This is a genomic window from Paenibacillus sp. P4_A7, assembly GCF_056402455.1.
Genome location: NZ_JBFUHJ010000822.1, coordinates 1 through 1,026, shown reverse-complemented (window position 1 = coordinate 1,026; position 1,026 = coordinate 1). Strand labels below are relative to the sequence as shown.

At 39.8% G+C, this 1,026-nt stretch carries 2 protein-coding genes; one reads left to right on the top strand and one right to left on the bottom strand.

The annotated features are described in order from the left end of the window. Nucleotides 1–33 precede the first annotated feature (33 nt). Nucleotides 34–237: a hypothetical protein gene (locus tag AC1DWN_RS34270; protein WP_477563269.1), complete on the bottom strand. Its 204-nt coding sequence runs from the start codon at nucleotides 235–237 to the stop codon at nucleotides 34–36. Between the two features lie 128 nt (nucleotides 238–365). On the opposite strand from AC1DWN_RS34270, the gene AC1DWN_RS34265 reads away from it, so the two are divergent. Beyond that, nucleotides 366–1,026 (top strand): MBL fold metallo-hydrolase (locus AC1DWN_RS34265; protein ID WP_477563268.1); only part of this gene is annotated, 661 nt, incomplete at its 3' end.

Genomic DNA, 1,026 nt, shown 5'->3' with positions numbered 1-1,026 from the left:
GTTGAATCTTGCGCATGCCTGGGAAATAATTAATTAAACCAGTATTCTTGTTAACACACAAGGAACACCTTTCCCTACCGAACCTGACTGCCTCATACGCGCTAAATAACTCATACCTCTGGCGCATGGCGTCTTGCATACCGCGCATGTATCAGATAATACAAGCTTATACTGATATTGCTTCCTGTCACTGGCTGTTTTCTTTTTCTTTACTACTTTACCTTTTCCTTTGCTCATCCTTTATCCCTCCATCGTACGTATCGCCTATTGCATTGTATGTAAGGGAGGGCAAATGTGTATCTACAATTGTAAAGCCTACTCCATATTTGGTACATTAACTATGTGGAATAATAAGGAGGATAATTATGGACATTCGAATGATAGGTACAGGCAGCGCCTTTGCCAAAAAATATGATAACAATAATGCATTAATTGAAACCAATGGCATTAAGCTCTTGGTGGATTGTGGAATAACATTACCAAAAGCACTGCATCAAATGGGGCTTTCATTTCCAGATCTCAATGCGGTACTAATTAGTCACATACATGGCGATCATGTTGGCGGCCTGGAAGAGTATGCTTTTCAAATGATGTTCAAATATAAATGTAAGCCTGTGTTATATATTGCAGAACAGCTCATTCAACCACTCTGGGAAAATACGCTGCGCGGTGGATTATCACAGGACCCACTCAATAAGCTAGACGATTTTTTTGATGTTCGTCCACTTGAAGTGAATAAAGAGATTGAACTATTCCCTGGTTTAACAGTTAAGCTGCTGCAGACTGTACATATTCCTAACAAGTCTAGTTTCTCGTTTCTTTTTAACCACCGTTTTTTCTATTCCGCGGATATGTGTTTTGACAGAAAATTACTCACTGAGTTAACAGAAAATGGTATAGAAACCATCTTTCATGATTGTCAGCTTGAATCGCCTGGCGTCGTGCACGCTAGCCTAGAGGATCTGCTCACACTACCAGAAGATATTCAACAAAAGGTTTGGCTTATGCATTATGGAGATGCTATAG

Excerpts from the sequence above, each read along its gene's own strand:
- AC1DWN_RS34270 (WP_477563269.1), bottom strand. The coding sequence starts at position 237 with ATGAGCAAAGGAAAAGGTAAAGTAGTAAAGAAAAAGAAAACAGCCAGT.